Origin of the sequence: Micromonospora hortensis, assembly GCF_022230935.1 — a bacterium.
Taxonomy (GTDB): domain Bacteria; phylum Actinomycetota; class Actinomycetes; order Mycobacteriales; family Micromonosporaceae; genus Micromonospora; species Micromonospora hortensis.
This window is the reverse complement of record NZ_JAKKFE010000071.1, coordinates 218306-241397: the sequence shown is the minus strand read 5'-3', so window position 1 is coordinate 241397 and position 23092 is coordinate 218306. Positions and strand designations below refer to the sequence as shown.

Here is a 23092-nt window from a genome sequence, read left to right as displayed (position 1 = left end):
AGTCGCGAACAGAGGCGGTCCAGTGACGCTTGGGCAGGGGTTGCTGGTCGCCGTGCTGGCGGTGCCGGCGCTGGGTGCGGTAGCGGTGGCGGCGACGCCCCGGGACCGGGCGGCCCGGCTGGTCGGTACTGTCGCGGCGGCGTTGACCCTGTTGGCAGCGGTGCCGCTGGTGTTCGGCGGTCGAGGTTGGGTCGCCTGGTCGGCGGACGCGCCGGCGGTGCGCCCGTGGCACCAACTGGACCTGCCCTGGGTGCCCGGTCTGGAGTTGCGCTTCCACCTCGGCGTCGACGGCATCTCCTGGCCGCTTGTGGTGTTGACCGCGCTGCTCACGTTGCTCTGCTGCGCGTACACGATGTGGCGGGTGCCGGACGGCGGCAGCGGCCGGGCGCTCGTCGCGCTGCTGTTGGTGGTCGAGGTGGGCATCCTGGGCACCTTCCTCGCCCTGGACCTGGTGTTGTTCTTCCTCTTCTTCGAGGTCGTCCTGCTGCCGATGTACGCGATCATCGCCGGCTGGGGCGGCACGGACCGGCGTCGGGCCGCCCGGAAGTTCGCGCTCTACACGCTGTTCGGCTCGGTGTTGCTGCTGGTCGGCGTGTACGTCGTGGTCGCCGCCGCCGGCACCGCCGACCTGGTGACGCTGACCGGTGGCGCGGGGATGTCCCGGGGCACCCAGTTGGCCGCGTTCACACTGCTCGCGTTGGCGTTCGCGGTGAAGAGCCCGCTGTGGCCGTTGCACTCCTGGCTGCCCGACGCGCACACCCAGGCACCCACAGTGGGCAGTGTCGTGTTGGCCGGTGTGCTGCTCAAGATGGGCACCTACGGCCTGATCAGGGTGGCGGTGGGGGTGGCGCCGGAGGGTGCCCGTTGGGCGGCGCCGGTGCTCGGCGTGCTCGCCGTCGCCGCGATCCTGATCGGTTCGCTGGTCTGCCTGGCCCAGTCGGACGTGAAGCGGCTCATCGCGTACTCCAGCGTGGGGCACATGGGCTTCGTGCTGCTGGGCGTCGCCACGCTGACCGCCACCGGCATCCAGGCGGCGTTGATCGGCAACGTCGCGCACGGGGTGATCACCGGCCTGCTGTTCTTCCTGGCCGGAGCGGTGAAAGACCGTACCGGCACGGGCACCCTCGCCGAGCTGTCCGGGCTGCGGGAGACCTCGCCCCGGTTGGCGGGTCTGCTCGCGTTCGCGGCGATCGCGTCACTGGGCCTGCCCGGGCTGGCCGGTTTCTGGGGCGAGGCGTTCGCGGTGATCGCCGCCGTGCAGGTGGGCGGCCCGCTCTGGACCACTCTCGGGGTGTTGGCGGCGATCGGTGGGGCGCTCACCGCCGCGTACTTCCTGCGGTTGCTGCGCCAGGTCACCCACAACCGGCCGAGCCCCGCCGTCGGTCAGGTCGGTCCCGGCCTGGCCGGTGCGGAATTGATCGCCTGGGTGCCGCTGGTGCTGCTCGCGTTGGCCATCGGGCTGGCGCCGACGCTGGTCCTCGGCGTCGCCGAGGCCCCCGTCGACGCCCTGATCGGTGTGGTTTCCCGGTGAGCGCGAAAAGTGCAGCGAAGCGGAGCCCCGCAGTCGCGAACGAAGGCGGGTTCTGGTGAGCGCGAGGAGTGCAGCGAAGCGGAGCCCCGCAGTCGCGAACGAAGGCGGGTTCTGGTGAGCGCGAGGAGTGCAGCGAAGCGGAGCCCCGCAGTCGCGAACGAAGGCAGGTCCAGATGAACGTCGTGCAGAGCGTGGACAGCGTCGCGCTGCTGCCGGCCTACCTGGCCGCCGGCACGGCCGTGCTCGTGCTCATCACCGATCTGCTCGTGGCCCGGCCACGGGCCACCATCGCGGTGGCCGCGCTCGGCGCGCTCGGGACCGCCGTCGGCTCCGCGCTGGTCGGGGCGGGTGCCGAGCGGCGGACGTTCTGCGTGGGCGCCGACTGCTCCTGGATCTTCGGTGGTCGGGCGGCACTGGTCGCCGTGGTGGTCGCGCTGCTTACCCTCGGCGTGCTCGGGCTGTCGGTGCCCGCCCTGCGGGCCGGGCGGTCACCGGTCGGGGAGTACGCGTTCCTGTTGGCCTGCTCGATGACCGGTGGCGTGGTGCTTGGCGCGGCCGGCGACCTGATCACGCTGATCGTCGCCCTGGAGACGCTGACCCTGCCGCTGTACGTGCTGGTCGGCCTGCGCCGGGGGAGCCTCGCGAGCGCCGAGGCGGCGGTGACCTTCTTCGTGGTCAGCGTGGTGGCGACCACGTTGACCCTGCTCGGCGCGGCGCTGCTGTACGCGGTGACCGGTGGGCTGCACCTGGACCGGCTCGGCGCGTTGCTCGCCGAGCAGCCAGAGTTGCGGGACCTGCCGTTGACCACCGCCGCCGTTGCGGTGCTGCTGGTCGGCCTGGCCTTCAAGGTGGCGGCGGTGCCGTTCCACGCCTGGGCGCCGGCCACCTACGACGGCGCGCCGCTGCCGGTGGCCGCGTACCTGTCCACAGCGTCGAAGCTGGGCGGCCTGGTCGCCCTGCTGGCCGTGGTGCAACGGGCGCTGCCGGCGGACCAGACCGGTCCGGTGCTCGCCCTGCTCGCCGTGCTCACCATGACCGTCGGCAATCTGGTCGCCCTGCGTCAGCGGCGGACCGTCCGACTGCTCGCCTGGTCGTCAGTCGCGCAGGCCGGGTACATCCTCGCCCCGTTGGGAGCGTTGGCGCTGGCCGCCGGGCGCACGGACGAGGCACGGTCCGCCGCGTACGCGGCCGCCGTGGCGTACGCCGTCTTCTTCGTGGTGTTGGAGCTGGCCGCGTTCGCCGGAGTGACAGCGCTGCGGCCGGCGGGTGCGGACGGCGGCACGCTGGACGACCTGCGCGGCGCAGCCCGGCGGCACCCGTGGCGAGCTGGGGCGTTCGGTCTCGCGCTGGTGGGTCTGGCTGGCCTGCCGCCGGGGCTGGCCGGCCTGTTCGCGAAGGTGACTGTGGTCCGGGCACTGCTGGACGGCGGCGCGGCCTGGCTGGCGCTGGTGGTGGCGCTGAACGCCGTGATCGGGCTCGCCTACTACCTGCGGGTTACCGCCGCGCTCTGGGCGCCGACCACGACGCCCGGCCCGGCAGCGGCGCTCGCCGGTGGCGGAGCGTCGGGCGTACCCGTGGTGGGTGTGGTGGCTGTGGTGCTGGCGGTGGCGACGGTGGCCGCCGTGGTGCTCGGCGTCGCCCCGCAGCTGGTGCTCGACCTGGCCGGCCGCTGACCCACCCGAGGCCCCGGTCTCAGTCAACTCTCAGCGTTGAGACGGATGGTTGGCGGGTACCGGGTTGTTACACCGGTCAGCGGATCCCGGCGATCCGTGCACCGAAGGAGACATCGTGCACCACAACCGTCTGAAGACCGCAGCGCTGCTCGGCCTGCTCAGTGCCCTGATCCTGGCGGTGGGCTACTGGTTCGGCGGCAGCGGCGGCCTGGTCATCGCCGTCCTCGTGTCTCTGGTCATGAACGGCGTCACCTACTTCTACTCCGACAAGCTCGCACTGCGCTCGATGGGGGCGCAACCGGTCACCGAGGCGCAGTTCCCCGAGCTGTACCGGATGGTCCGGGAGCTGGCCACCGACGCCCGGCAGCCGATGCCGCGGCTCTACGTCAGCCCCACCGCGCAGCCCAACGCGTTCGCGACCGGTCGCAACCCGCAGCACGCGGCCGTCTGCGTGACCCAGGGCATCACCGAGATCCTCGACTACCGTGAGCTGCGCGGCGTGATCGGGCACGAGCTGTCCCACGTCTACAACCGGGACATCCTGATCTCCAGCGTGGCGGCCGGCCTGGCCAGTATCATCACCCTGCTGGCGAACCTCGCCTTCTTCATCCCGCTGGGCGGCGGGGACGACGAGGACCGACCCAACCCGGCTGTGCTGCTGCTCACCCTGATCCTGGGCCCGATCGCGGCCACGGTGATCCAGTTGGCGATCAGCCGGAGCCGCGAGTTCCAGGCGGACGCCTCCGGCGCCGAGTTGAGCCGCGACCCGCTGGCCCTGGCCAGCGCGCTGCGCAAGATCGACGCGGTGGCCCGACGCCGGCCGTTGCCGGCCCAGGGTCAGCTCACCAGCACCGCCCACCTCATGATCGCCAACCCGTTCCGGGGCGGCGGCATGGCGGCGCTCTTCTCCACCCACCCCAAGATGGAGGACCGCGTCGCCCGGCTGGAGCAGATGGCCCGCAACTCGGGGCCGGTGCAGTTCCAGCGCTGACCCGCTGATCCACCGCCTCCGCCCGTACCCGGCCACGCCGGGTACGGGCGGATCGCTGTGTCGGAGACAATTCCGCTGTCCTCCGGTCAGGCAGCGGCGTTAGGGTCGTAACGGCTCACGCTCATTACATCCTCGGGAGGTTCACGGTGACCGCGCTGCGTCAGTACCTGGGTGTCTGGCGGATCCCCGGCGCGCCCATGCTGCTGATCACCGGCATCATCGGGCGGCTCGGAATCGGCATGACCCCGCTGGCGCTGCTCCTGGTCGTCGAGCAGGTGACCGGGCGCTACTCGCTGGCCGCCATCGCCGGCGGCATCTACGCCCTCGCCGGCGCCGCGCTCAGCCCGGTGGCCGGACGGATCGCCGACCGGGTCGGCCCCAGCCCCGTCCTGCTGCTCACCGCCGTGGCCCACCCGCTGGCACTCATCGGGCTGCTGCTGGCCAGCCGCTCCGGCGACGACGCGCTCCCCGTCATCTACCTCGCCGCAGGCGTGGCCGGCGCCACCTACCCGCCGCTCACCGCCGCCATCCGAGGCGCCTGGAACGACCTGACCGGCCCCAACTCCGGCCGATACCACCTCCGCAACACCGCGCTGGCCGCCGAGACCACGCTGTTCGAAATCGTCTTCGTCCTCGGCCCGCTGCTCGTCGCCGGCTTCGTCCTCGTCGCCGACGCGGCGGCCGCGCTGATCGGCGCGGCAGTGGTCACCCTGGTCGGCACCACCGCCGTGGCCCTCGGCCGGGTCATGCGCGGCTGGCGTCCGCACCCGCGGGAACACCACGCCCGCGGGCTCGGCCCGCTACGGGTCCCCGGCTTCCCGGCCCTGCTGATCTGCGTCGCCGGCCTGGGCATCGCGTTCGGGGCTGCCGGTGTGACCGTGCCGGCCTTCGCGAGTGACCACTCCACCGGCGACCCGGAGAGCCTTGCCGGCGTCCTGCTCGCGGTCTGGGGCGTCGGCAGTGCCATCGGTGGGCTCTGGTTCGGCGTCCGCAAGCCAGCACCGAACATGACCAGGCAGTTCGCCCTGCTGCTCGCCGCGCTGGCCGCCACCTTCGCCGTATTCGCGGTGATGCCCACCCCGCTCGCGCTGGGTGTCGCACTGGTCGCCGGCGGGGCCACCATCGCGCCCGCGCTGACCCTGGAGAACACACTGGTCGGCCGGATCGCCCCCACCGGCATGTTGAACGAGGCGTACACCTGGGTGGTCACCGTCGCGGTGGCGGCGAGCGCCGCCGGCGGCTCGGTTGCCGGCGTGATCGTGGACCACGCCGGCGGCGTCCGCTGGGCGTTCCTGTTCGCCGGGGCGGCGGTCGCCGTCGGGGCCGCTGTCGCCGCGCTACCCGCCGGGCCCATCGCCCGCGCGGAAACCACTGCGGTACGCGCCGAACAGCCCGTCTCCGTCTGACCTGCTGTCTTCTGGCTGTTTCGCTGCGGGCTTGGTCCGCGCGGCGTGGTGTCGGCTTGGTCCACTCGGGTTCCTGGAAGTCGGGGTTTCCCTGCGCGCCGGACACCCCGACTTCCAGGAACCCGGGTTCCGTCCGCCTACCCTGGCTTCATGGCTAAGGTTCTATATTCGGCGACGGCGTCACTCGACGGCTACATCGCCGGCCCCGGCGGCGACATGTCGTGGCTGACCGATCACCTGGGCGGCGAAAACCCGACGGCGGAGCGCCTACTCAACAGCGTCGGCGCGATCCTGGCCGGCAACGGCACATTCGGCGGCGACGACCCCAACCGTGGCACCGACAGCGAAGGCGCGTTCGGCGGCCAGTACCACGGGCCGGTGTTCGTCCTCACCCACCGGCCACCGGCCGAGCCACCCGCGGACGTCACGTTCGTCGGTGACCTGCACACCGCCGTCGCCCAGGCCAAGGACGCCGCCGGGGACAGGTACGTCAACATCCTCGGTGCCAACGTCGCCAAGCAGTGCGTCGAGGCCGGGCTGCTCGACGAGGTCCTCATGTTCTTCGCCCCGGTACTGCTCGGCGACGGGGTGCGGATGTTCGACCACCCCGGCGGCACCAAAGTGCGGTTGGAGTCGCTGCCCGGCGAGACCGAGCAGCACTGGTACCGCGTCGTCTACTGAGCCGCGTACCGATGGGGTGAGCCACATGGAACACGTCGACGACCCGGAGCGAGCCTTCAGCCTGCGCATGACCACCTGGCAGTGGCGCCACCTGGATGGCGCGGTCGACAGCGCGGTCAGCATTGCGGCAGAGAGCGACGATCCTCACCAGGTCGTGCAGACAGGGTCAGGCATCCGCGAAGCAGGATGGGACCAGATCGCGCACTGGACCCCCGGCGTCGCCGGCTCCGGTAACTGGCCGACCGACGACGAGGAAGTCGCCATCAAGCTGTCGCGCAGACAATGGGGGTTGGCTGCCCAGTGCGCCGCGCACTGGGCCGCTGTCGCCAGCGGCGTGGGCCACGAACAGGAGGCGGCCGTGCTGCGCTCTGTCCACGCACTCGTGGTCGAGGGACTCCGTGCGGAATCAGCCCGACCGGCGCGGTGAGTCGACGCCGACCTGGGTGGGTCGACGCCGACTCGGGCGGGTGACTTCCTCAGCTTCAGTGGGCTTGACGCCGGCTCGGCGGTTGGCGTCCCCGGTTGGGTGGATCGAGGCCGGCTCGGGTGGGTCCGAGAGGGCTGCCGAAGTCCGCCGAGAGTGACGAACGACGGCTGCTCAGCTGGCCGAAGGTCGTCGGCCCGATCGCCCAGCCGGTCGGCTCTGCCCTACCTGTAGTTGTTGAACTGGAGGGCGACGCCGAAGTCCTCGCCCTTGAGCAGCGAGATGACCGCCTGGAGATCGTCCCTCTTCTTGCCGGTGACCCGCAGCTGGTCGCCCTGGATCTGCGCCTGCACGCCCTTCGGGCCCTCGTCGCGGATCTTCTTGCTGATCGCCTTGGCCTTGTCCGTCTCGATGCCCTGGATCACCTTGCAGTCGATCTTGAAGATCTTGCCCGACGGGCGCGGCTCCCCAGCATCCAGCGACTTCAGCGAGATGTTCCGCTTGACGAGCTTCTCCTTGAACACGTCCAGTGCGGCGCGGACGCGCTCCTCGGTCTCCGCCTGAAGGCCGATCGCCTCCTCGCCAGACCAGGAGATCTCAGCGCCGGTGCCGCGGAAGTCGAACCGCGTCGCAAGCTCCTTCTCCGCCTGCCGAAGGGCGTTGTCGACCTCCTGACGGTCAACCTTGCTCACGATGTCGAACGACGGGTTCGCTGCCATGTTTCTGCTCCTGCTGTCCGGCGGTCTGGGCCTGCCGTCGGCCGCCGACCAGCGGCACGACCCCCTGACCGTACCCGGTTGCGTAGGTGCCGGGGGGAGCCGCTATCCTTGCTTCCGCCGCCGCGTTACGACGCGGTGGGGTGCCCTGGCGGGTTGCCCGAGCGGCCAATGGGAGCGGACTGTAAATCCGTCGCGAAAGCTTCAGAGGTTCGAATCCTCTACCCGCCACCAGGTGCAGAAACGGCCCCTGACCAGCAGAGATGCTGATCGGGGGCTGTTGTCGTTTGTCCGGGCGAGTCCGGCTAGGTCCAGCCGTTGATGACTGGTTGTGGGCAGATGGTGGGCAGGTCGGTCTTGCCGCTGAGGGCTCTTCTGAGGCTGCGAATGCTCCCGCTCCGGGACATGCTTGGGCCGGCGTGGGTCGTGCCCGCAGCGACGCGCCTGAGAGCCTGCTGTTGGGCCTATCGGGCTGCTGTGGGTAGGCCGGGGGCAAGCCAGTCCTGGGGTTGGACTGGCGCGGCAGTCGGAAGCCCTGGCTCTCGATCAGGACGACCTGCCGGCTTCCGTATCGCCTGGCCGTGGTCGTGCGGCTGGATCAGCGATCGGGGCGGCGGCCCGGCGGCAGTCGGTGGCTCTCCGCCCCGGCGCCGCAGGCGGCCGGGGCGGCTTGCCGCCGGCCGGCTCACCGCCCGCGGCGCGCGGAGCGCGGCGCCTTGATCCGGAATAGAGGAAATCGGCAATAATAACCGCCTATGGTCCCGGATAACCACGGCTTGTGCCGCCAGCCGTTCAACACTAAACCCCTCTGGCTAGCGCTGATGCTGTGCTTACTCTGGTACGAGCAACTCCGTCGTTCGGCCTTCAAAAGCGCTGAGTTCGCGATTTGCCCCACGCTGATGACCCGGCACAGCGTCGGAAAACTCGCCGCCGCTAATGGTCCTGTCCCACAACCCGACGTCGCCCTCGGGTTGTACCTCCCGGTCTCTATCGGCGTAATGGAGACTGTCTTGTTCGAACATGCGGAACTGAAAGATCGCCGCGTTTAGGTTCTCTTCATTGAAGAGCCTCAGCCGGTTCAACTTCTTGAAGTCGTCTATCGTGAGCCCGGTCACCTTCTCGAAGAGCGCCGAGTCAAGCGACTCGATAACATGCCTCAGCGCCTCCTCGCGGAAATCGGTGACGTACATAAAAACTGGGATCTTTGCAAGGAATTTCTGCAACTTCTCCCTGATCTCCTTGCGGAGCCGAGCTGTCTCCTTCTGCTGTTCGCGCTGCGCCGGGTCGAGTTGGCCGCCCTGTTCGCGCTTGGCCTTCTTGAGCATTTTGGTCGAGGTTACGACCTGGTCCCCGAGATTGATCAGGGCGCGGAAGTCTTCGACTTGATCGAGCGCCTCCATCAACTCATGGTCGGCGAGTACAGCGGAAATGGTGTGCTCGTTGACCTCAACCAGAAGCGGCGAGTTCCATCTGGCGGCAAGTGCCGTGGCGCCGATCCCAACCGTTGCCCAGTCGAGGACTTCGGTAGTGTCGAGGCGGTGCATCTCGCCGCCGGAGAACGCGAAGATCGGGAGATAACTCAGAAGTTCGCCGATGGATTCGCGGGGTGTCACCCCATCGTCGCGCCCTAGGCGGGTGCCGTAGTCGGCGACGAGTGCCAGCGCGCGGTTGGGGTCGAACTCGAACACGTAGCAGGTGGGCTTGTGGATCGTGAGGTTATCCTCGGCATCCCGGTGCGCCCAGGGCGACTGCACACGGAATGCAGCCTGGAAGTAGGACTCGGCGGCATTCAGGGTACGTAGCATGAGGATTGCGCCCCATTCGCGGACGGTTACCCCGGTCATGAGCTTGCCACAGGACAGCGTGATTGACCCAGACTTGTTCTTCTTCGTGGCTGTGCCGATGGCAGCCTCGACTGGCGGCTTAGCTGCTGCACCCTGGCCGGTGCCGTTGCCCGCTGCGACGACCACCTCGTACCCAGAGAAGTACGGATGCTCGTCGAGCATGTCGCGCATTGCGAAGCAGGAGGCAACATCGGCCATATACCAAACCGAGTGCCTGACCGCTGGGGCGAAATCGGGGTACTCGTACGGGAACGGCGGCTTCTGGCCTGCGAGGACCTGCACCTTCATCTGGTCGGTGAGCTTGCCTCGCAGCATCTCCAGAAACTCCCGGACCCGCTGGCGATCCTCGAATACGTAGGCGCCGGCCCCCGTCCAACGGCTGGACTTGTCGACCTTATGGGCTTTGAAATACTCCGACAGGTTGAATGAAGAGAACTCGCCGTCCTCGGCGTACTCGGCGGCTTCGGGCGCGATCTTGTAGGCGTACATCTCCATAGCCGGCAGTTCGAGGTACGGGTTTTCCCCGCCGGCGGGATCCCAATTGGCCTTCGCGCGCTGCTCGTGGACGTAGGTCCAGTTGAAGACTTGGTCCTCGGTGAACTCACCATTGGTAATTGCCCGAAAGGGTGTACCGGACAAATAAAGGTAGTGCCGCGAGTTGAGGCCGAGGTCGTCCTCGGTGACCCATTCGTCCGGCTCTTCAAAATCGGCCAGTGCTGAGTCGCTGGGGTCGTACAGGGATCGAGCGCTGTCCCGCCAGGCGCCGAAGTGGTACTCGTCAATGACGATGCAGTCCCAGTCGGTTAGGTGGATCGACTCGTTGTGAGCCTTGACTTGGCCGTCTGGCGACTTGCCGTTGAGGTCCTGGAAGGATGCGAACCGGACAACAGGAGCAGCGCCGTCGAGCAGTTGGTCGGCATGCTCGATCGGGGTGTCACGGTCAACGAAGTGCCAGCCTGCAAAATCGACGTGGCTCAGCAGGTCATCTCGCCAGGCTGCCTGTACAGCAGGCTTATATGTGAGGACTAGCAGCCGCGTCCAGCTCATCTCCCGGGTCAGATGGTAGGCCGTGAAGGTCTTACCGAAGCGCATCTTGGCGTTCCAGAGGAACTTGGGGGGACGATCGCCGCGGCTCTTGCGGAAGTACGCCGCGGTAACGTCAACCGCTTCCTGCTGCTCAGGGCGCATCGCAAACTTTGCGGTACGGGTGGCGTCGAAGTTGGAGCCGGTGCGCACCGAATGAATGGCGGCCTTAACCTCGTCGAGGGTTGCTTCGAACCACTCGCCACCGGGGCGCTTGATCCCTGCCGTAACAAGAGCGGCGTGGACATGGTGGTCGGTAAACGCGCTGCCGTCGTCGCGGGCCGCTTTCTCGTCGAGGAGGATTGTCACGCCGTCGAGGTTCGGGTAGGCCGTTCCGAGCTGTTGTTTGATCCGCTCTCTGGCGGTCCGACTGGTGGTCTGCCCAACCTTGATGAGTCCGGTCCCGGTGGTGCGGGTCTGGCCGACGGTGCGCTCCCAGGTTTCTGAGTCCTTGCCATTATGCGTGTATGCGTAGATGCGAAGCGTCATGCCAGTGGCTCGACCGGGTCATGTGCGGGCATTTCCTTGACTTGCGACTCGATAAAGGCGATCTCTTCTTCGGTCAGGCCGAAGCGCTCGTATAGGTCAGCGTCGGTCCACCTCCGGTCCATCGGAAGGTCGGGGACGAAAGTGAAGGTGTCACTCTTGATGTCCTGGGTGTTCATTCGGAGTTGGACGAGGAACCGGACGAAGCGGGTCCGTAGGTACGCATCCAGGTTTCCGGCCTCTCCCGCAGTAGGGAAGGCTCCGACGACCAGGTAGGTACCCGAGCATGCTGTTTGTGGGCCTACCAGGGTGGGGTAGGCGGTGACCTTGTACGGCGGCTCGCCGTCCTCGCCATATGCCCGATGCATTAGTACCTTGTGCATGGGCACCGCGGTGGCGTTCACCTTGATATCGCTGCGAGCCATCCACGACTGCCGCCTGCTGCCGTAGAACTCGACGGGATTCTTGAGGCCGGTTGGCGTTGACGCCCCATGCACGTTGGTCTGAAACCCGAATGGGAGACGTGAGGAAACCTTCGAAGCGAGGCTCGCCCCGCCCGCGCCCTGTACCTTCCGCAGGATGCCGACCGCCTCGTTGCGGCGTACCAGCACATCCCATTCGTTTAGGCAGCGCTCAACCGGCTCGCCGATGGGGTTTCCATTCCACATGGTCTGCACCCGGCAGGGGCCGTTGTACTCCCGTTCCCAGAGGAAGTACGAGACGCCACCGCGGATCTTGACCCCCGGGAAAGCGTCGTAGAGTCGTGGGTAGTCGACGAGCATGCGCATCCGACGGTCATTCAGGCGATCGTTGCGGAACTCTGCGAGGCCCAGACCTCCTGCGAACCACCGCGAGGGTGTAATCATTGCGATGTAGCGTGGGTTCAGGGCGATGGCCTGGTCAACAAAATATTGGTAGAGAGGCCGGTCTCGGTTGCTACCCTCTGTCCCAATCTGATATGGCGGGTTTCCAACAATTACATCGAACTTCATTCTTCTCATCTCCTCGGTCGGATACGTCCCGTGGATGAAGGAGTAAGCGTAGTTTTCGCGGCCCTCGCCGCGTTCAAGTTCAAGCGGTGCGCCGCAGATGCTGCAGCTCCCATCGGCCGTTCTGTTTTTTTGTTTCGGGCGGGTGTGGTTGCTCCGGATAAAGGGCAAATTCCCATCAGCGCTGCCAAATCTGATTACCGACGCTGCGCCCGAGGCGTCGCGTGAGTAGTAGAGCGAGCGACGCGAGATCATCCCGGTCATTTCGGTGGTGGCGGTGCCCCATAGCATCTCTCGATAGATGTGTTCGCGGCGCATGTCGAAGTTGGGGATCTGATCCGACAGGCCTTCGAGGAGACGAACGGCGATCTCGCGCAGGAAGATCCCGGACTTGCACACCGGGTCCAGCCACACATAGTCGGGCTTGCCCCACACCTCGGCGGGGAGGATGTCGAGCGTGGCCCGGGCCAGTCTGGGTGGTGTAGGGACTTCGTTATTCGACAGCTGTGCGAGGCAGTCCAGGATGTCAGGGATGTGCCGTTCGGTGCTCGCTTTACGCATCGTGGCTCCCCTGCTCGCTGTCGGACCCTCGGTGGAGCGGCCCGGGGTGTTTTGCCAGCTCGGTGTAGTTGATTGGGAGGGCGTCCCGAACGGGCTCTATAGACGCTTCTGAAAACAAATCCAGCTGGCCGTTCTCCTGCAGCAGCGACCACTCCCGCAGGAAGCAACCGTCGCCGACAGGCTGGTACTCGACTAGTTGAATCTTTTGGGCATCGGCCAAGGTGTCTGCGCACTGAATGTTCGTGTCAAGCACGGCGTCCACCGCTGCGAGGAGTTCGATGCTGACGGGCTGACCGGCGAGGTGGTTTTCCAGGACTCCGCGCATCCGATCGCGCGCTTCGACCACGTTGGCCTCGAAGATGTCGATGCCGTAAGTCGAAGTGAAGCACCGCAGAATTCGGTACTCGAAGTCCTCCTCCGTTCCGTAGCGGTCGGTAGTGACATGCGCGAGTTTGCGTCGGAGGACCTCGACCAGGAAGTTGCCGTGGCCGCAGGCTGGTTCCAAGAAGGTCCGGTCGATGTTTTCCGGGTCGTCGGCGCTGGGGAACATGTCGGCCACCAGATCGAGCATCGCGTTGACCTCGCGGTCGTGCGTGTAGACCTCGGCGAGATCGCGGACCCGCTGGCGCGAGCGGATCTGCATCCTGGGGTGCCAGACATCGTCGGCCCGAATCTTGCCCTGACCGTCGGTTGGCAGTCGGTGGTCCCCGATTTTGATGCCCTGACTCACTAGGGTCCCTTCTCCGCGAATCTCTACGGGCACCCTAATTGAGGCCCTGCCACCAGTCACGACCCCGCGCAGAGACACCCGACGACCGGACCACCGTTGCGACAGACCGCTAACCCGACGCCTTCAGTTGCCGTTTGAGAGCCGTAGTTCCATCCCGCCGTCATCGGCCCGCCCTCTTGGAAGCGGGCCGCCGCCCGGCCTGCCATGTCATGCGGACCTTGACGGCTCGTACCGACGCTGGCGGGTCGGGCGGCGGTCTGCTCGGCTTCTCCGGGGCAATGGTGAGCGGATGGCCTCGCTTGACCACCCACGGAATGTAACGCGCCGACGGATCTTGAACATCCCCGAGCCAGAGCGCCCCGCCGGCGGCGACCTAACCGCATCCCTGGGACCGTCGCCCGGTCGCCGACGCGGCCGGCGTGCGCTTCCCTGCGCCGCGAACTTGTGGCTGCGCGCACAGGCGGGCCGTCGGCTCACCGTTCACCGGTCAACGATCTGTCCTTCTGCGGCGGTCCCTCCCGGCGCCCGCTCCCCGCGCCAGCCGCCGGGCATCCGGCGCACGCCCAGACGGCGGCGCCCGCGGCCCGTTGCGTGCCACCTTGAGGACGTATAGAAGCTGCGAACGGTTCTACTGGCTCGGCCGAGGCAATCTGTAGGTTCTGACGACCGCAACGACGGCTTCATCGGGATCATCCGATGACGGCTCCGACCCTGCCCGGTCTCGAACCCGCCCCGACCCCGGTTGCTCCTCGCCCGGGGTCGCGGGCGGCCCGCATGGCGCTGCCCCGTTCGATCGACGTGCTCAAGGACATCGCCATCGAGTACGGCGTGTGCGTCCGCCCGCTCGCCATGCGGCGCACCGACCTCGACACCGGCCTGACCGAAGTCATCGACCTGCCCTGCGGCGCGACCCGCGAGGACAAGTGCCCGCCGTGCGCCAAGAAAAACCGCCGGCTACGGCAAGCCCAGATCCGCGAGGGCTGGCACCGCGACGACGAACCACTACCCGGCCCGGAACCCGCAACCGAGGCGCAGAAGTCCCTTGTCCTGTTCCGCGCACACCTGGAGTTCTCCCGCGACGAGGCAGTACGCGCCGCCCAGTGGGACCAGGTGACCGACCTCGACGAGGCAATCCGCGAGGTAGAGGAAGCCATCGCCGCTGAGGGCCTACGCGGGCGCGTCGGACCACCGCACGCTACCGACGACGAGGACCAGGACGACGAGCCCGGGCCACGGCGCAAGCGCTCCACCAAGCGGCGCCAGGACGCCCCCGAACTGCCTCGGCGCAAGGTCGAGCGTCGCACCGTCGGCAAGACCTACATCGCCCCGGACGGCTCCACCTACCAACCGTCGATGTGGCTCACCCTCACCCTCGACTCGTACGGCCCGGTCCGCCCCGACGGCACACCGGTCAACCCAAACCGGTACGACTACCGCCGCGCAGCCTGGGACGCCGTGCACTTCCCCCGACTGCTCGACCGGTTCTGGCAGAACCTCCGGCGGTGCGAGGGCTGGAACGTCCAGTACGCCGGCTGCGTCGAGCCGCAACGCCGACTCGCCCCGCACGCCCACTTCGCTATCCGAGGCACCATCCCTCGCGACGTGCTCCGTACCGTGGCGGCGGCGACCTACCACCAGGTGTGGTGGCCCTCGGTCGACGTCCAGCGCTACACCCTCGACCGACTCCCGATCTGGGACGAGCAGGCAGCGGCATGGGTCGACCCGGACACCCGCGAGCCACTGACCACCTGGACGGAAGCCCTCGACGCCATCGACGACGACCCGGACGCGGATCCGGTGCACGTCGTGCGCTTCGGCGCCCAGGTCGACGCCCGCGGCGTCATGCCCGGCACCGAGGACGCCGAACGGACCATCCGGTACGTCACGAAATACATCACCAAGCACACCGGCGACTGCCACAAGGCGACCACCGACCGGCAACGCAAGCACCTCGACCGGCTCTGGCAGCAACTCCAGCTCACCCCCTGCACCGACCGGTGCGCCAACTGGCTGCTCTACGGCGTCCAGCCGAAGAAGGCACACGCCAAGCTCAAGCCCGGCCGCTGCAAGGGCAAGGTCCACCAGCGCGACACCCTCGGCATCGGTGGCCGGCGCATCCTCATCTCCCGCGACTGGTCCGGCAAGACCCTCGCCGACCACAAGCACGACGCTCGGGCCTGGGTCCGGGCACTGCTCGGCGTCACCACCGACGGCACCCAGCTCGTCGACGACCAGGGCGACACCACCGAACGGGTCCGGCACGCCTGGGAACTCGCCCGACCCGACGACCCCGACGTCGGCCCGATGACCCACCGACTCATGCGGTCGATCAGCGAACGCGCCCGCTGGCGATCCGAACTGCTCGCCGCCAAGGACCGAGCCGCGCAGGGGTCCTCAGATCTCTCGGCACCTCAGCACAGCGCACAGCACGACGGGGAGGAAACGCAGTGAACGAGGAGTTGTTGACCGTGCCGGAAGTGCTCGCCGAGCTGCGCGTCCCGCGCTCGACCTGGTTCTACTGGCGCCAGACCGGCAAGGGACCACGGGTGATCAAGCTCCCGAACGGGCAGCTGCGGGTCCGCCGGTCGGCGCTCGGCCGGTGGCTCGGCGACCTTGAGCAGGACGCCGCATGAAGAGCTACGAGGTCCAGATCTGGGAGATCGCCAAGCGCGCCGACCGGAAGGCTCGACCGTGGCGGGTCCGCTGGGCGGTAAGCGGCCAACGCTTCGAGGACATGTTCCGTACCAAAGCCCTGGCGCACTCGTTCCGCGCCGAGCTGGTCCAGGCGGCCAACGCGGGGGAGCCCTTCGACCCGACCACCGGCCGCCCGGTCTCCGAGGCCAGAACCAAGAACCCCACCACCTGGTACGCGCACAGCCGCGCGTACGTCGAGATGAAATGGCCCCGGGCGGCGGCCAAGACTCGACGCTCGATCGTCGAAGCGCTGACCTCGATCACGGTGACCCTGACCCGCCCGGCGAAGCGGGGCCGACCGACTGACGCCCTGCTCCGCGAGGCGCTGTACCTCTACGGCCTCAACCCACGCCGCTGGCCCGAGGAGATCCCCGCCGACCACGCGGCGGCGCTCGCCTGGCTGGAAACCGCGTCCCTGCCGGTCGTCGAGCTGGACTCGCCCGCGATGGTCCGCCGCGTCCTCGACAGCCTCTGCGTACGCCTCGACGGCAAGCCCGCGGCTGCCTCCACCGTCCAGCGGAAGCGGGCCACCTTCTACAACGTCCTCGGGTACGCCGTCGAGCTGGAGCTGATCGCTTCCAATCCGGTCGACCGGGTCCAGTGGACCGCCCCCGAGGTGGCGCAGTCGATCGACCGGCGGGTGGTGGCGAACCCGGCCCAGGTCGCCACGCTGCTGGAGGCGGTGAAATCTCTCGGCAAACGAGCTGACAAGGTCACCGCTTTCTTCGGCTGCCTGTACTACGCGGGCATGCGCCCCTCTGAGGCGGCCGATCTGCGGCGGGAGGACTGCGACCTCGCCGGCCGGTGCGCCGACTGCGGGGCCAACTTCGACGACCTGGCGGCGGTCAAGAGTTCCCGGTCCTGCGAGCACGAGAAGATCGAATATCGCTGGGGCCGCCTGGTGCTCGCCGGCACCTCGCCGCGCGCCGGGTCGCACTGGACCGATGACGGCGGCTCCCACGAGCGACGCGGACTCAAGCACCGGGGGAGGGCCGAGACTCGTACGGTCCCGATCCCGCCTCGGCTCGTCGAGCTGCTCTGTGCGCACGTCGAGAATCACGGCGTTGGCCCGGACGGTCGGTTCTTCCGGGGCCTGCACGGTGGGCCGCTCTCCGAGTCGGTTTACGACCGGTGGTGGAAGCTCGCCCGCGAGAAGGCGCTGACCGAATCGCAGGTCGCCTCGCCGCTCGTACGTCGGCCCTACGACCTGCGGCACGCGGCGGCCTCGCTCTGGCTGAATGCCGGCGTCCCGCCGACTGAGGTAGCCCGGCGCCTGGGCCACGGCGTCGCGGTCCTGCTCCGCGTCTACGCCAACTGCATCGACGGGGGAGACGACACCATGAACGACAAGATCGGCGAAGCGCTCGGGTGACCCGGCTGGGTGGACGGGCTATGGCAGAGTCGGGACGTGCGCGTTTCTCGAAGGTTGACCATCGGGGGACTGTCCGCCCTCCTGGCTGGCGGGTCCTCGGTGTGCATGGTGCTCGCTGCGCCAGGAAGTGCACCCGCTCCCGCACAGGTTTGGATGCTTGGCTTGGCTGGGGCGCTCGGGGCACTGGGCGCACAGGCAGCAGCGTCGGCTGGGTCGGGCGAGCTTTTAAAAAAAATCCAGCTTGTCCTGACGGACCGGACAAGGATCACGTGAAGCTGGCTCGGCGTTGAGGTGGCCTGTTGGGCTCCCTCCGGCTGGAGGGCGTGGGCAGATGGTGGGCGGTCACCCAACCGGCACCCGCCAGGATCAGAGAAGCGGCAGCTCAGCGCGGCTGACTGGTACAAGATCGCTGACGCCCTGTAAATCCGTCGCGAAAGCTTCAGAGGTTCGAATCCTCTACCCGCCACCAGGTGCAGACAACGGCCCCTGACCAGCAGAGATGCTGATCGGGGGCCGTTGTCGTCTGTCCGGCCTAGTCCGGCTGAGTCCACTATCCAGCCGCGGTCGTTGAGGGCGTACGTGTTGCTGCGGTTGAACGGGCCGGCGCCGAGGTCGGTGATCCGGCCGCTGTGCCACCGGATGGCGTGGAAGCCGTCCGGTGGCAGGTACAGCCAGCCGGAGATCTGGCCGTGCTCGTTGATGTCGGACACCTCGGTGAGAGGCAAGGGCCGGGCGCGGCGGACGCGGCGCCGGCGGTTGGTGCGAACGTCAAGGCGGCCACGAGGAGGGCGGTACCAGACGTTCGACCATCTCATTGTGGCCGGTCTTCTCCGCCGCCGACGCCGGTCGCCACGACCTGCGGCCGCCAGTTCCCGGATCACCGCATCGAGCAAATCCTCTGCGTGTCACTCCCCTCGGCGGGAGAGTCCAGCTACTCTGACCCCTCGGTGGCACGTGGAGGGTGAACGGCCGCACATACGCGGTGGACGCCACAGCCCCAGCCTCGACCTCGCAACTCCCAACGGACCCTGACCCTAGGTCCGAAGGGCCAGGCATCAAGGGATTTGTCGCCTCTGGGCCACCAAGGGCAAAGTTCCGAATCGCCGCCTTAGCTGGAAGCCGCACCATGTGCCAACGGGGAGTCGCCCATCGCGTTCTGTAGACGCTCTGTCTGCCCCTTATTACGCGGTGGTTACATGGCGGCCTGGCTTTGCCCAGTCGGCCATGCCGATCCGCCGTACGTGGGCTTTGCGGGTGGTTTCGACTGTGGCACGATCAGGGGCACCGATTCTTGTTCTGACCCCCCGACAGGAGCACGCTGATGTATGGTCGGACGCCTCGCCGCCTTCGCGCCGCCCTCGCGTTCGCGGCCGTGGTCGCGTTCGCGGGTTCCTTCCTCGGCGCGACTACCACTTTTCAGCAGTTTGACTTCTCGTGGGGTGCTCCGGCCGTTGACAAGGGCGTTGCCGTAGCCCGATAGGGGCCGCTCCGCACCACCCAGCGAGGGAGCGGAATGAAGCCTGGCTCGCCCCCAGCCCGTAGATCCAACGAGCAGGCCTGGCTGATCACGGGACCATTGGCCGTCTTGGCCATCATCTGCTCGCTCGTCCTCGCGCTGGCCGGGCCACCACCCCCGGGTAATCTCCTCGGGGCGGTGGTCCTTTTCGCCGTCATGGTGGCAGCCAGCACCCAGGTGCTCCAGATTGTGGTGCGTCGGCAGGCGCTCGAAGTCATCGTCATCGAGATTCCGCTGCTACTGGCCTTCTTCTACCTGCCGCCCCTGACGGTCGTACTGATCGCTGTCCTGGCCGCTCTGATCGGCCAGCTTCGCCGACGCCTCAGCGCTCCGAAGGTCTGGTTCAACCTCGCCCGTGCCGCGGTGGCTGCCTCACTGGCGGGAGTCGTCCTGCTGGCACTGCCTCCCGTCGGCGACGAGGTGGGCCCGAAGACATGGGCCGTCCTCTTCGCGGTGGTGAGCGTCAACAGCCTCACGTCGTTGGCGGCCATCAGTGCTGTCGTCTCGCTGCTGCACGGCTGGCAGGCAGGGTGGGAGCTGATTCGCAACGGTACGGCCCCGCAGCTGATCTGTGCGATCAACAGCGTCGTCGGGCTGGTGATCCTGATGGCGATCGAGTCCAACCTGTGGTCCGTGTTGCTGATCGCGGTGTTGGCTGTCGCGGTCGTGCTGGTCTATCGCTCGTATGCCCAGTTCCTTCGGCAGCACCGCACCCTCGGCAACATGTACGAACTGACCCGGGCGATCAGCGAGAGCGGTCAGGACGGCGGTCTGGTAGACGCGTTGTTGGAGCGGGTCCGGGCCCTCATGCAAGCCGAGTACGCCACGCTCTGGCTGCCGGCTCAGGGACGCCACCTCGAGGTGCTGCTGAGTGCCAGGCTTGATGACCGCGGCCTCCTCGACGTCGCGGTCACGCCTCCGATCGTGCGCGAGCGTGCCCGGGAGTCCGGTCGTACGGTGGCCGCCGGCCGGGCCTTCGACGATGACGAGGATGTCCGGCTGGCGCTCGACAGTCATAAGGTCAAGGACGTCATCGCGGTGCCACTGCGGTCGGGCCAAGCGGTCATCGGCACGCTCGAGGTGGTCAACCGACTCAGCGACGTCGGCCACTTCACGGCCGCTGACATCCCGGTCTTCCAGACCGTGGCCGCCCACGCCGCTGTGGCGCTCGAGAATTCGCGGCTGGTCGACCGGCTTCGGCACGATGCGCACCACGACACGTTGACCGGGCTGCCCAACCGGCGCCGCATCACCGGAGCGCTGGACGAGTCGGTCAAGATCCGCGCGCCGGGCGAGGTGGTGGCGCTGCTGCTCTTCGACGTCGACGGGCTGCGCCAGGTGAACGAGTCCCTGGGGCACGCGGCCGGGGACAAGGTCCTCATCGAGGTCGCCACGCGGTTGCGGGCCAGCGCGCCGTCGTCGGCTCTGGTCGGCCGTGCCGGCGGGGACGAGTTCCTGGTGACGCTGCGGTTGGAGAGCGCTGAGGCCGCGCTCGAGTTGGCCGCCCAACTGCGCGACCAGATCCGCGACGAGATGGTCTTCGACGCGCTCACCCTCGACGTGGACACTGCCGTCGGGGTGGCCGTACACCCGGATCACGGCAGCGACGCGGCGACCCTGCTGCTCCGGGTCGACCTCGCCGCGACCGCGGCCAAGTCGGTGCCGGGCAGCGTGCAGCTGTTCAATCCCGCGCTGGAGTCCCGTTCGCTGCGCCGGTTGGGTCTGGCCGGCGACCTGCGTCAGGCACTGGACAAGGACGAGCTGGAGGTCTACTTCCAGCCCAAGGTGACCCTGCGGGACCGGCGCCTGGTGGGTGTGGAGTGTCTGGCCCGCTGGGAACACCCGGCGCACGGCACTGTCGCGCCCGAGGACTTCGTGGCGGTGGCCGAGCACACCGGCCAGTTGAGCCGGCTCACCGAGGTGGTGCTCCGGGAGGGCCTTCGACGCAGCCGGGACTGGGCGCTGGCCGACCAGCCGCTGCCCATCGCGGTCAACCTCTCGGCTCGTACGCTCATCGACCAGCACTTCCCGGACCGGGTCCAGGAGCTGTTGACCGAGTACAAGGTGCCGGCGCAGCGCCTCACCCTGGAGATCACCGAGTCGGGGGTGCTGGACGGCACGGACCGGCCCATCCCCACCCTGCAACGGCTGCGGGATCTCGGCGTACGGCTGTCGGTGGACGACTTCGGCACCGGTGACTCGTCCCTGGCGCACCTGCGCCGGCTGCCGGTGCACGAGGTGAAGGTGGACCGCTCCTTCGTGCAGGGAATGGCGACCGACCCGGGGGACCTGGCGATCGTCAACGCGGTGGTCACCCTCTCCCAGCAGTTCGGCCTGGCGGTGGTGGCCGAGGGGGTGGAGAGCGAGCTGACCCTGGAGCTTCTCCAGGACATCGGCTGCGAGATCGGGCAGGGCTTCCTGTTCAGCCGGCCGCTGCCGTACGAGCGGTTGGCCGCCTGGTTCGGCGCCCAGGTGGAGCCGGAGACGGCCTCGAACGGAGAGCTGCCGCGCCTGCGTGTCGTGCCCTGAACAGGGCGCGGACGATCACCGGGGATCCGATTTCACCTGTCGACTCGGGCCGTGTACTCTTACTCCTGCGCGCCCCACGGGGAAGATCGCGCAGGCCCCCTTAGCTCAGTCGGCAGAGCGTCTCCATGGTAAGGAGAAGGTCTACGGTTCGATTCCGTAAGGGGGCTCGAGGGTTCAGCTGGACCCATCGCAGCGGTGTAGCTCAGATGGTAGAGCAAGCGGCTCATAATCGCTGTGTCGCCGGTTCAAGTCCGGCCACCGCTACTCTCGTCTTCCGGGCTCGTTGCCGGTGGTCGTAAGAATGGGCGCTTCTGGCGCCCACTTTGCATGTCCGCGCTGTCAGCGTCTAGGCTGGCGCGTCGTAGTTGTTTCCGTTAGCGAGGAAGGCACTCCGCCGTGGCGAAGGCTACCGATGTCCGGCCGAAGATCACTTTGGCGTGTGTGGAGTGCAAGGAGCGCAACTACATCACGCGCAAGAACCGGCGCAACGACCCCGACCGCATCGAGCTGAAGAAGTTCTGCCCGCGTGACGGTCGGCACACGGTCCACCGCGAGACCCGCTGACTGCTGGCCGGCCTCAGGGCCGGCCGTTGTCGAAGCTTTCCGATCGCCGATCTGACCGGTTTGGTGCGGCTCCACCGCCGCCTACCGATCAGGTCGGCGATTGGGCTTTCCGTGTAGGTTCGCGGCATGCCTCTGGACCCTTCCTTCGTCGGCCGGACGTATCCGCCGACCGCCCCCTACCAGGTGGGCCGAGAAAAGATCCGCGAGTTCGCCAGCGCCATCGGCGCCACCGACCCGGCGCACCACGACCCGGAGGCCGCGCGGGCGCTGGGCCACCCGGACGTGGTCGCCCCGCCGACCTTTCCGGTGATCGTGACGATGGCCGCGAGCAGCCAGATCATCGAAGACCCGGCCCTGGGCGTCGACTACAGCCGTCTGGTGCACGGCGACCAGCGGTTCGCGTACACCCGGCCGGTGGTCGCCGGCGACGAGCTGGTCTGCACCAACACCATCGAGGACGTCAGCACCAGGGGTGGGCACGGCTTCCTGACCACGCGCACCGACGTGAGCACCGTCGGCGGGGAACCCGTCGTCGCGGTCTGGGCCAGGTATGTCATTCGCGGGGAGGCCTGAGATGGAGTTGCCAGCACAGACGTTTCAGGTGACCCGGGCGGACCTGGTCCGCTACGCCGGTGCCTCGGGCGACTTCAACCCGATCCACTGGAGCGACCGGGTCGCCACCAAAGTGGGTCTGCCGGGGGTGATCGCCCACGGCATGTTCACAATGGCGCTGGTCGGGCGGGCGGTCACGGAGTGGGCCGGGTCGCCAGACGCGGTGGTCGAGTACGGCGTGCGTTTCACCCGGCCGGTGGTGGTTCCCGACGATGACCAGGGGACTGAGATCGAGGTGACCGCGCGGGTCCGCGAGGTGACCGAGGACGGCCTGACCCGACTCGAGGTGACCGCCACCTGCCTGGGTGAGAAGGTGCTGTCGCAGGCGCGGGCAACCATCCGGACGGCGCGCTGAACGGTGCCCGCCACGCGTGGCGGAGAGACCGGTTGGGAAAGTCGGGCGGCTACCCGTACACTGGTCCGCCGTGGGGCAAGTGACCCCTGCACGGTCGTCTGTGGCCGCGTGGGGCGAGTGTTGCCACATAGGGGTGTAGCTCAATTGGCAGAGCAGCGGTCTCCAAAACCGCAGGCTGCAGGTTCAAGTCCTGTCACCCCTGCGCCTCAGGCCTGACCGTTCCCGTGGGTCGCGCCGCCACTTGGCGGCGTCCGGCCCGTGGTGGTGGCATCGGCGGGGTGGCTCCGAGGCAATCGGGGCCCTCCGGGTGATCCACCGGCCGCGGCCCGTCGCGG

At 68.1% G+C, this 23092-nt stretch carries 17 protein-coding genes and 4 tRNA genes; 17 read left to right on the top strand and 4 right to left on the bottom strand.

Annotated features, from left to right (window positions below):
* The first annotated feature begins 22 nt into the window (after positions 1-22).
* The 6 genes from NIE111_RS31790 (at position 23) to NIE111_RS31765 (ending at position 6709) form a co-directional block, all read left to right on the top strand.
* Complete coding sequence (locus NIE111_RS31790; RefSeq protein ID WP_238687852.1) at positions 23-1531, top strand: complex I subunit 4 family protein; 1509 nt, start codon at positions 23-25, stop codon at positions 1529-1531.
* A 173-nt stretch (positions 1532-1704) separates the two neighbouring features.
* The gene (locus tag NIE111_RS31785) at positions 1705-3204 is read left to right on the top strand and encodes an NADH-quinone oxidoreductase subunit N (protein ID WP_238687851.1); all 1500 of its coding nucleotides are present in this window, start codon (positions 1705-1707) and stop codon (positions 3202-3204) included.
* 115 nt (positions 3205-3319) lie between these two features.
* Complete coding sequence (gene htpX / locus NIE111_RS31780) at positions 3320-4195, top strand: zinc metalloprotease HtpX (protein WP_238687850.1); 876 nt, start codon at positions 3320-3322, stop codon at positions 4193-4195.
* A 146-nt stretch (positions 4196-4341) separates the two neighbouring features.
* Entirely contained in the window at positions 4342-5601 is a 1260-nt protein-coding gene (locus NIE111_RS31775) for an MFS transporter (protein WP_238687849.1), read from the top strand.
* Between the two features lie 150 nt (positions 5602-5751).
* Positions 5752-6282 carry a dihydrofolate reductase family protein gene (locus NIE111_RS31770; protein ID WP_238687848.1) on the top strand — a complete coding sequence of 177 codons (531 nt, stop codon included), beginning with the start codon at positions 5752-5754 and terminating at the stop codon, positions 6280-6282.
* Between the two features lie 25 nt (positions 6283-6307).
* The gene (locus NIE111_RS31765) at positions 6308-6709 is read left to right on the top strand and encodes a hypothetical protein (RefSeq protein ID WP_238687847.1); all 402 of its coding nucleotides are present in this window, start codon (positions 6308-6310) and stop codon (positions 6707-6709) included.
* A gap of 221 nt (positions 6710-6930) precedes the next feature.
* On the opposite strand, the gene NIE111_RS31760 is transcribed toward NIE111_RS31765, so the two are convergent.
* Complete coding sequence (locus NIE111_RS31760; protein ID WP_124774541.1) at positions 6931-7425, bottom strand: YajQ family cyclic di-GMP-binding protein; 495 nt, start codon at positions 7423-7425, stop codon at positions 6931-6933.
* 147 nt (positions 7426-7572) lie between these two features.
* On the opposite strand from NIE111_RS31760, the gene NIE111_RS31755 reads away from it, so the two are divergent.
* A tRNA-Tyr gene (locus NIE111_RS31755) sits at positions 7573-7656 on the top strand.
* A 596-nt stretch (positions 7657-8252) separates the two neighbouring features.
* Here the strand turns inward: NIE111_RS31755 and NIE111_RS31750 are convergent.
* From NIE111_RS31750 to NIE111_RS31740, 3 genes are read right to left on the bottom strand one after another with little or no spacing between them, the layout of a single operon-like run.
* Positions 8253-10838, bottom strand: a complete 2586-nt coding sequence (locus tag NIE111_RS31750; RefSeq protein WP_238687846.1) for a GIY-YIG nuclease family protein — start codon at positions 10836-10838, stop codon at positions 8253-8255.
* Positions 10835-12385 (bottom strand): Eco57I restriction-modification methylase domain-containing protein, encoded by a 1551-nt coding sequence (locus NIE111_RS31745; protein ID WP_238687845.1) that lies wholly within the window; start codon positions 12383-12385, stop codon positions 10835-10837. Before NIE111_RS31745 ends, NIE111_RS31750 begins: the two co-directional genes overlap by 4 nt.
* Positions 12378-13115 (bottom strand): hypothetical protein, encoded by a 738-nt coding sequence (locus NIE111_RS31740; RefSeq protein ID WP_238687844.1) that lies wholly within the window; start codon positions 13113-13115, stop codon positions 12378-12380. The genes NIE111_RS31745 and NIE111_RS31740 overlap by 8 nt, the downstream gene beginning before the upstream one ends.
* A gap of 696 nt (positions 13116-13811) precedes the next feature.
* On the opposite strand from NIE111_RS31740, the gene NIE111_RS31735 reads away from it, so the two are divergent.
* From NIE111_RS31735 to NIE111_RS31690, 10 genes are all read left to right on the top strand, one after another.
* Positions 13812-15566, top strand: coding sequence for a replication initiator (locus NIE111_RS31735; protein WP_238687843.1), 1755 nt, complete (start codon positions 13812-13814; stop codon positions 15564-15566).
* Positions 15563-15748, top strand: a complete 186-nt coding sequence (locus NIE111_RS31730) for a helix-turn-helix transcriptional regulator (protein WP_030329852.1) — start codon at positions 15563-15565, stop codon at positions 15746-15748. The genes NIE111_RS31735 and NIE111_RS31730 overlap by 4 nt, the downstream gene beginning before the upstream one ends.
* On the top strand, positions 15745-17181 hold the full coding sequence (locus tag NIE111_RS31725; RefSeq protein WP_238687842.1) for a tyrosine-type recombinase/integrase: 1437 nt from the start codon (positions 15745-15747) through the stop codon (positions 17179-17181). Before NIE111_RS31730 ends, NIE111_RS31725 begins: the two co-directional genes overlap by 4 nt.
* Before the next feature lie 1513 nt (positions 17182-18694).
* Positions 18695-21226, top strand: coding sequence for a putative bifunctional diguanylate cyclase/phosphodiesterase (locus NIE111_RS31720; RefSeq protein ID WP_238687841.1), 2532 nt, complete (start codon positions 18695-18697; stop codon positions 21224-21226).
* Between the two features lie 94 nt (positions 21227-21320).
* Positions 21321-21393 (top strand) — tRNA-Thr (locus tag NIE111_RS31715).
* A 24-nt stretch (positions 21394-21417) separates the two neighbouring features.
* Positions 21418-21490 (top strand) — tRNA-Met (locus NIE111_RS31710).
* A gap of 132 nt (positions 21491-21622) precedes the next feature.
* On the top strand, positions 21623-21790 hold the full coding sequence (gene rpmG / locus NIE111_RS31705) for a 50S ribosomal protein L33 (RefSeq protein WP_007073056.1): 168 nt from the start codon (positions 21623-21625) through the stop codon (positions 21788-21790).
* Between the two features lie 126 nt (positions 21791-21916).
* Entirely contained in the window at positions 21917-22363 is a 447-nt protein-coding gene (locus NIE111_RS31700; RefSeq protein WP_091402433.1) for a MaoC family dehydratase N-terminal domain-containing protein, read from the top strand.
* Between the two features lies 1 nt (position 22364).
* Positions 22365-22757, top strand: a complete 393-nt coding sequence (locus NIE111_RS31695) for a MaoC family dehydratase (RefSeq protein WP_091402431.1) — start codon at positions 22365-22367, stop codon at positions 22755-22757.
* Between the two features lie 129 nt (positions 22758-22886).
* Positions 22887-22959 (top strand) — tRNA-Trp (locus tag NIE111_RS31690).
* Positions 22960-23092: the final 133 nt, after the last annotated feature.